The organism is Klebsiella sp. 18074, from assembly GCF_902705905.1.
Lineage (GTDB): Bacteria > Pseudomonadota > Gammaproteobacteria > Enterobacterales > Enterobacteriaceae > Klebsiella > Klebsiella terrigena.
On record NZ_CACSIS010000111.1, the window covers coordinates 1 to 293 of the forward strand.

The 293-nt window shown below is 40.3% G+C and carries 1 rRNA gene; it reads left to right on the plus strand.

Annotation, left to right across the window (positions count from 1 at the left end):
- Window positions 1-81 (plus strand): 16S ribosomal RNA (locus tag GVK32_RS28785); the annotation flags it as partial.
- Window positions 82-293: the final 212 nt, after the last annotated feature.

Consider the following 293-nt stretch of genomic DNA (forward strand, 5'->3'; position numbering starts at 1 on the left):
CTTACCACTTTGTGATTCATGACTGGGGTGAAGTCGTAACAAGGTAACCGTAGGGGAACCTGCGGTTGGATCACCTCCTTACCTAAAGAACCTGCCTTTGTAGTGTCCACACAGATTGTCTGATGAATGATAAATTTCAAAATGTACTGTTAAGTGCATTGTGAAATTTTGCTCTTTAAAAATCTGGATCAAGCTGAAAATTGAAACGACACACTGTTTCCTTTCTCCGTAATAAGAAAGGAAAGACGGTGTGTTCGAGTCTCTCAAATTTTCACAACACGACCTGTTTTACG